Origin of the sequence: Micromonospora sp. S4605 (genome assembly GCF_003176715.1) — a bacterium.
Taxonomy (GTDB): Bacteria; Actinomycetota; Actinomycetes; order Mycobacteriales; family Micromonosporaceae; genus Micromonospora; species Micromonospora echinaurantiaca.
Window position 1 is genome coordinate 1 of record NZ_QGSW01000409.1, and the last position, 6,556, is coordinate 6,556.

Annotated in this window: 7 protein-coding genes; 4 read left to right on the top strand and 3 right to left on the bottom strand. The window is 75.0% G+C overall.

What is annotated here, in order from left to right; genetic code table 11:
* On the top strand, positions 1 to 1,908 hold a 1,908-nt coding region (locus tag DLJ47_RS32405), incomplete at its 5' end, for a WG repeat-containing protein (RefSeq protein ID WP_446723634.1).
* 40 nt (positions 1,909 to 1,948) lie between these two features.
* Here DLJ47_RS32405 and DLJ47_RS32410 read toward each other — a convergent pair.
* Positions 1,949 to 2,428 carry a quercetin 2,3-dioxygenase gene (locus DLJ47_RS32410; protein WP_109905787.1) on the bottom strand — a complete coding sequence of 160 codons (480 nt, stop codon included), beginning with the start codon at positions 2,426 to 2,428 and terminating at the stop codon, positions 1,949 to 1,951.
* Positions 2,429 to 2,577: 149 nt separating this feature from the next.
* Between DLJ47_RS32410 and DLJ47_RS32415 the strand changes: the two genes are divergently transcribed.
* Both DLJ47_RS32415 and DLJ47_RS32420 read left to right on the top strand, forming a co-directional pair.
* Complete coding sequence (locus tag DLJ47_RS32415; RefSeq protein WP_109905789.1) at positions 2,578 to 3,237, top strand: TetR/AcrR family transcriptional regulator; 660 nt, start codon at positions 2,578 to 2,580, stop codon at positions 3,235 to 3,237.
* Between the two features lie 55 nt (positions 3,238 to 3,292).
* A complete protein-coding gene (locus tag DLJ47_RS32420) occupies positions 3,293 to 4,291 on the top strand; it encodes an aldo/keto reductase family protein (protein ID WP_109905791.1) in 999 nt (332 codons plus the stop codon).
* A gap of 63 nt (positions 4,292 to 4,354) precedes the next feature.
* On the opposite strand, the gene DLJ47_RS32425 is transcribed toward DLJ47_RS32420, so the two are convergent.
* A complete protein-coding gene (locus tag DLJ47_RS32425) occupies positions 4,355 to 5,146 on the bottom strand; it encodes a site-2 protease family protein (RefSeq protein ID WP_109905793.1) in 792 nt (263 codons plus the stop codon).
* Positions 5,146 to 5,346, bottom strand: a complete 201-nt coding sequence (locus DLJ47_RS32430) for a hypothetical protein (RefSeq protein ID WP_088992660.1) — start codon at positions 5,344 to 5,346, stop codon at positions 5,146 to 5,148. Before DLJ47_RS32430 ends, DLJ47_RS32425 begins: the two co-directional genes overlap by 1 nt.
* 145 nt (positions 5,347 to 5,491) lie before the next feature.
* Here DLJ47_RS32430 and DLJ47_RS32435 point away from each other — a divergent pair.
* Positions 5,492 to 6,556, top strand: a 1,065-nt coding sequence (locus tag DLJ47_RS32435; protein ID WP_199236091.1) for a serine/threonine-protein kinase, incomplete at its 3' end; no start/stop codon positions are given.

The window sequence follows — 6,556 nt, forward strand, 5'->3', positions numbered from 1 at the left end:
CCGGCCCCGCCGGCCATGCCCGTGTCCGCGCCGCACGGCGCACCCGCACCGCCCGGCGCGCCGGACTCCGGCCCGCCTGCCGCACCCCTCTCGGCCCCACCCGTGCCGGCGCAGCTGGCGTCACCGCCATCCGCAGCGGTCTTCTCCGCTCCGGCCGACGCGTCGGTGTCCACGCCGGCCACCGCGCCCACCTCCGGCGCGCCTGCTGTCCCGGCCTCCGCCCCGCCCGGGACACCCGACACGGCGGCGACACCCGACACGGCCGTGACACCCGAACCGGTCCGGCCCGCGGCACCCGTATCCTCACCGCCGGCCCCGCCCGTCTCCGGGCCACCAGCCGCACCCGTCTCCGGGCCACCGGCCGTGCCCGTCTCGGCTCCGCCCGGCACACCCGTCTCCGGGCCACCGGCCGCACCCGTCTCCACCCCACCGGCCGCGCCCGGCTCCGCGACGCCGGCCGCACCCGTGTCGAGCCCGCCAGGAGCACCCGTCTCGGCCCCACCGGCCGCGCCCGGCTCCGCGACGCCGGAGGCGCCCGTCTCGGCTCCGCCGGCCGGAACCGGGTCGCGGCCCGACGGATCCGACCCGGCCGCGGGGCGGGCGTCCGAAGCGCAGGGTGACCCCGAGCAGGCGCTCGCCAGCTACCGGTGGCGGCTCGACCCGGTCACCCTGCGCGAGGTGGTGGACGACCCGGACGAACTGCGGACTATCCGGCGGGGCCTGACCGAGAAGCTGGGCACCACGGTCGACAACCGGTCCCGAGCCCGGCTGCTCAGCCTGCGCGCGGTGGTGTCGCGGGCCCTCGGCGAGCTGGACGACGCGCTCGCCGACGGTCGGCTCGCCCTGACGTACGCGGAGGCCACCGGCGAGCTGCGGCGGATCGCGCTGGCCCAGGCCCGGCTGGCGCACGTACTGCGCTGGCGGGGCGACCACGCGGAAGCCGACCGGCTCCTCGCCGAGGCCAACTCGCCCGAACTGCCCGACCGGCTGCGCGCGGCCCTGCACGAGCACGCCGGGCGGTCCGCGTACGACCAGGGCCGGTTGATGGAGGCGAGCCAGCACTTCGAGCGGGCGCTGGACCTGCGCGGCGCCACCGACGCCGACCTGCTGGCCCGGATCCGGACGGCGCTGGACGCGGTCGCCGACCGGGCCGCGGAGCACGGCTTCGGGCCGTACCCCCGCACCCGCGACGACCTGCTGGACCGCGTGCGGCCCCCGGTGCCCGCCCGCGACGACACCCTCTGGGGCTACGCCGACCCGGACGGCGACCTGGTGATCCCCGCCCGGTACGCGGAGGCGCAGCCGTTCCGCGAGGGGCTCGCCTGGGTACGCCGGCCGGACACCGACCGCTGGTCGCTGATCGCGCTCACCGGCACGACGGTGATCGAACCGGCGTACCTCGCCGTGCGGTCCTTCTCCGACGGCCTGGCCTGGGTGCTCCGCGACCGGGGCGCCGGCTGGCTGGCCATCCGCCCCAACGGTGACGTGGCGATCCCGCCCGGCTTCGCCGACGTACGCCCGTTCCGGCGCGGGGTGGCCGCGGTCCGCCGGGAGGGCTGGGGCGCGGTGGACAAGACCGGCCAGATCGTGCTGCCGACCCGGTACCACGGATTCGCCACGACGCTCTCCGACGGCCGCCAGGTCGACGACTTCACCGACGAGGGGCTGGCCGTGGTGGACGTGGCGGGCCGGCGCGGCGTGGTCGACCGGACCGGGCGGGTGATCGTGCCGCCGGCCCACCCGGCGCTGGTCATCCACCCGGTCGCGTTCCTGGTGGCCACCGCCGCCGGTCGGTGGGGCGCGCTCGACCGGCGCGGTGAGCTGCTCATCGACCCGGTGCACCGGGACCGCGAGGAAGTGGTCGCGGAGATCGAGCGGCTGCTCACCGACACCAACCCGGTGATCTGACCCGGCCACCCGGCGGCGCGCGCCGCCGCCCGCGCACATCTCACCGCCCCGGCGGGGGTCCCAGCAGTTCGATGCCGTTGCGCGCGGCGGCGTGCCCGAGCGCGGCCGGATCGATCGGCAGCGGATCGGGCAGCCGCAGCTCGGGTGCCGGCACGCCGGCCGCCGCGGCGAACCGCTCGAATCCGCCGGGGGTGGTGAGTTGGAGCGCCCGCAGCGGCTCGTCCGGCCCGACCGTGAAGGTGTGGGCCAGGCCGACCGGCAGCAGCACGAAGTCGCCCGGTCCGGCCTGGAAGGTCTGGTCGGCGCAGTGGAACCGGGCGGCGCCGGAGAGGACGTAGAACATCTCGTCCTCCAACTGGTGCCGGTGCAGCGGCGGGGCGAAGCCCGGCGGGTTGACGAATTCGGCCACGGTCAACTGGTCCCGGGTCTGCGCGCCCGCGGCCTTGATCGTGACCAGGTTGCCGAGGAACCAGTACGCCTCCCCCTCGTCGGGACGGCGCAGGTACGGGCCGACGGACATGCCGCCTCCTCCGGTCGGCGCCGCCCGGAGCAGACGGCGCGACACCGCCCACGCCGAAGCAGCGGCGCGATGTCGGCACCACCTTCGTCAGACGGCGCGATATTGGATAGTCGTTGGTCTAGTGAATACATTGTTAGTATCGCGCCGTCATGGGCGACGTCAAGGACGGAAAAAAACCGACCCGGCCGTACCGGTCCCGGGTCCGGGAGGAAGGCGCTCGGCGTACCCGCCAGGCGGTGATAGCGGCCGCCACCGAACTCTTCGTGGCCCGTGGCTACGCGGCGACCTCGCTGGCCGACGTGGCCGCCGCCGCCGGCGTGGCCCGGCCCACGGTGTTCGCCGCCTTCGGTTCCAAGCCGGCGCTGCTGAGCCAGGTGCTCGACCAGGCGCTGGCCGGTGACGACGAGCCGGTGCCGGTGGCACAGCGACCCTGGTTCCGGCCGGTGTGGGACGCCGGCGGCCAGGGCGAGGTGCTCGACGGCTACGCCCGGGTGTGCACGCTGATCGGCGGACGCGCCGCGCGGGTCTTCGAGGCCGTACGCCGCGCGGCCGACGAGACCCCCGAGGTGGCCGAGGTGTGGGAGACCCTGCTGCGCAACCGGCGGGCCGGCGCCCGGATGGTGGTCGAGCAGGTCCGCACCTTCGGCCCGCTCCGCCAGGGCGCCGACGTCGAGCGGGCGGTCGACGAGCTGTGGTTCTACAACGATCCGGCGCACTACGCGGCCCTGGTGCTGCACTGCGGCTGGCCCGAGGACACCTTCCGGCGGTGGCTCGCCGCGCGGATGCGGGATGTCCTGCTGCCCACCTGAGGACGCCGGGTCGGGCGCCGGGCGGCCGCCCGGCGGCCGGGACTAGGGTCGAGACATGGAATTCCGACACCTGGGCCGTTCCGGCCTGATGGTCAGCGAGATCTCGTACGGCAACTGGATCACCCACGGCTCGCAGGTCGAGGAGGACGCGGCGTTCGCCTGCGTCCGGGCCGCCCTGGACGCCGGCATCACCACGTTCGACACCGCCGACGTCTACGCCGGCACCCGGGCCGAGGACGTGCTCGGCCGCGCGCTGGAGGGCGAGCGGCGCGAGGGCCTGGAGATCTTCACCAAGGTGTACTGGCCCACCGGGCCGGGCCGCAACGACCGCGGCCTGTCCCGCAAGCACATCATGGAGTCGATCAACGGCTCGCTGCGCCGGCTGCGCACCGACTACGTGGACCTCTACCAGGCCCACCGGTACGACTACAGCACCCCGCTGGAGGAGACGATGGAGGCGTTCGCCGACGTCGTGCACTCCGGCAAGGCGCTCTACATCGGCGTCTCCGAGTGGAAGGCGTCGCAGATCCGCGAGGCTCACCAGCTCGCCCGTGAGCTGCGCATCCCGCTGGTCTCCAACCAGCCGCAGTACTCGATGCTCTGGCGGGTCATCGAGTCCGAGGTCGTCCCCACCAGCGAGGAGCTGGGCGTCGGGCAGATCGTCTGGTCGCCGATCGCGCAGGGCGTGCTCTCCGGCAAGTACCTGCCGGGTCAGCCGCCGCCGGCCGGCTCCCGGGCCACCGACGAGAAGTCCGGCGCGGGCTTCATCGCCAAGTTCCTGACCGACGACGTGCTCACCCGGGTGCAGCGGCTCAAGCCGCTGGCCGAGCAGGCCGGGCTCAGCATGGCCCAGCTCGCCATCGCCTGGGTGCTGCAGAACCCGAACGTCTCCTCGGCGATCGTCGGCGCGTCCCGCCCGGAGCAGGTGCACGACAACGTCAAGGCGGCCGGGGTGAAGCTCGACGCCGACCTGCTCAAGGCGATCGACGAGATCATCGACCCGATCGTCGAGCGCGACCCGGCCCGGACCGAGAGCCCCGCGCAGCGGCCGTGACCCGTTCCGGCCCGGCCGGCACCCCGCTGACGGGAGCCGGCCGGGCCGGTCGGGTACGGGCGATCAGCCCTGCCAGAAGCGGATCAGGTCCAGCCCGGTGGCGTAGAGCCAGGGCGGCAGCCCGAGCAGGTCGCCCACGCCGAAGACCAGGTCGAAGAACCAGCCGCTGATCCGCGGGTTCCACAGCAGCGCGAACAGCAGGATGAAGCCGTACGGGGCGAACAGGTCGTACATCCGGCGCCACTGCGGGTTCAACCAGGGCTGGATCATGTTGCCGCCGTCCAGGCCCGGCACCGGGAGCAGGTTCAGCACGCTCGCGGTGAGCTGGAGGAAGGCCAGCAGCGCCACGGCGGCCCAGAACTCCACCGGCCCGCCGGCGCCGGCGCCCAGCCGCAGCACCACCACCAGCACCAGGGTGAACAGCACGTTGGTGGCCGGCCCGGCGAGGCTGACCAGGGTGTGCCGCAGCCGCCCGGGGATCTCGTGCCGGTCCACCCAGACCGCCCCGCCGGGCAGCCCGATCCCGCCGAGCAGCACCACCAGCACCGGCAGCGCGATGGACAGCAGGGGGTGGCTGTACTTCAGCGGGTTCAAGGTGAGGTAGCCGCGGTGCGCCACGCCCCGGTCGCCGGCCCGGTAGGCCACCACCGCGTGGGCGTACTCGTGCAGGCAGAGCGAGACCAGCCAGCCGGAGACGACGAAGAGGAAGACGTCGAACCGGACGTTGCCGAACCGCTGCCAGGTCAACACCCCGCTGGTGACGAAGAGCGCCACCAGGGCGAGGAAGACCGGGCTGGGCCGGAACGCCGCCCGGGGCATGCCGAGCACCAGCGACCCCGGGCGGTCGGAACCCATCACTCCGCCGCGGGCAGCAGGCTCATCCGGTATTCCACCCGGTCGTCCTCGACGAGCGCGACCGAGGTGACGCCGGACGCCGCGAGCTCGCGCCAGGTCTGGCCGATCCAGGATTCGGCATCCGCCTGGCTGCCGAACGACTCCGCCGGCCCCTCGACCGACTCGCCGTTCGTGCCCTCGTACCGCCAGCTCCACGCCATGCCGCGTCTCCCCTCGCCGCTGATGTCCCGTGGGACGAACCCTCGCCAGCGTAGTCGGCCGGGCCGACGGCGGTCGCTCGCTCGTCCCGCGGACCGGGGCCGGGGCTTGATCCAGGCTGACGGAGCCGGCCGGTACCGTGGCCCGGTGCTGACTCAAGGCGTGGTGCTCAGCGAGCGGTACCGGCTGGGCGAACGGGTGGCCACCGGCGGCATGGGGGCGGTCTGGCGGTGCACCGACCTCCTCCTCGAACGCGAGGTGGCGGTGAAGGTGCTGCTGCCGGCGCTGACCGCCGATCCCGAGTTCACCACCCGGTTCCGGGCCGAGGCACGGATGCTGGCGGCGCTGCGGCACCCCGGCGTGGTGGCGGTGCACGACGTCGGGCGCGCGACCCTCGCCGACGGCAGCGAGGTCGACTACCTGGTGATGGAGTACGTCGCCGGGGAGCCGCTGGGCACCTGGATCCGGCGGGCCGGCCGGCTGGACGCCGCCTCGACCATGTCGGTGGTGGCGCAGGCCGCCGAGGCGCTGCACGCCGCGCACCTGGCCGGCATCGTGCACCGGGACGTCAAGCCGGGCAACCTGCTGGTCAAGCCCGACGGCCGGGTGGTGCTGGTCGACTTCGGCATCGCCCGCTCGGGCAGCACGGCCGGGATCACCGCCGCCCACACGATGCTCGGCACCGCCACGTACATGTCGCCGGAGCAGGCCACCGGTCAGCCGGTCTCGCCGGTGACCGACGTCTACGCCCTCGGGGCGGTGGCGTACTTCTGCCTCGCCGGGCGACCGCCGTTCGAGGGCGAGAACCCGTTGCAGGTGGCCCTGCGGCACCAGCAGGACGAGCCGGCACCGCTGCCGCCGGGCACCCCGCCGGCGGTGGTCGCGCTGGTGGAGCGGGCGATGGCGAAGCGACCGGGCGACCGGTACCCGAGCGCGGCGGCGCTCGCCGAGGCCGCCGCCGAGACCCGGGACGCCACGTTGGCGTCGATCCCGGTCTCGGCCCGCCCGCCGTGGGCGGTCGCCGGCCCTTCGCCCACCGTCACCCCGCCGCTGGCCGTCGAACCGGTCTCCGGCGCCGGCCCGGCCGCTCCGACGCCGCCGGCGGCCGCGGACCGCTCGGGCTCGTTCGGCGGTACGTCCGCCAGCGGCCCGGCACCGGCCACGCCTGCGCCGGCGGGGCAGCTGCCACCCGCCGGGCCCGCCGGGCCATCC

What these genes read in the sequence shown, in the direction of transcription:
- DLJ47_RS32415 (WP_109905789.1), top strand. Translation starts at nt 2,578, where the DNA reads ATGGGCGACGTCAAGGACGGAAAAAAACCGACCCGGCCGTACCGGTCC.
- DLJ47_RS32420 (WP_109905791.1), top strand. Translation starts at nt 3,293, where the DNA reads ATGGAATTCCGACACCTGGGCCGTTCCGGCCTGATGGTCAGCGAGATC.
- DLJ47_RS32430 (WP_088992660.1), bottom strand. Translation starts at nt 5,346, where the DNA reads ATGGCGTGGAGCTGGCGGTACGAGGGCACGAACGGCGAGTCGGTCGAG.
- DLJ47_RS32425 (WP_109905793.1), bottom strand. Translation starts at nt 5,146, where the DNA reads ATGGGTTCCGACCGCCCGGGGTCGCTGGTGCTCGGCATGCCCCGGGCG.
- DLJ47_RS32410 (WP_109905787.1), bottom strand. Translation starts at nt 2,428, where the DNA reads ATGTCCGTCGGCCCGTACCTGCGCCGTCCCGACGAGGGGGAGGCGTAC.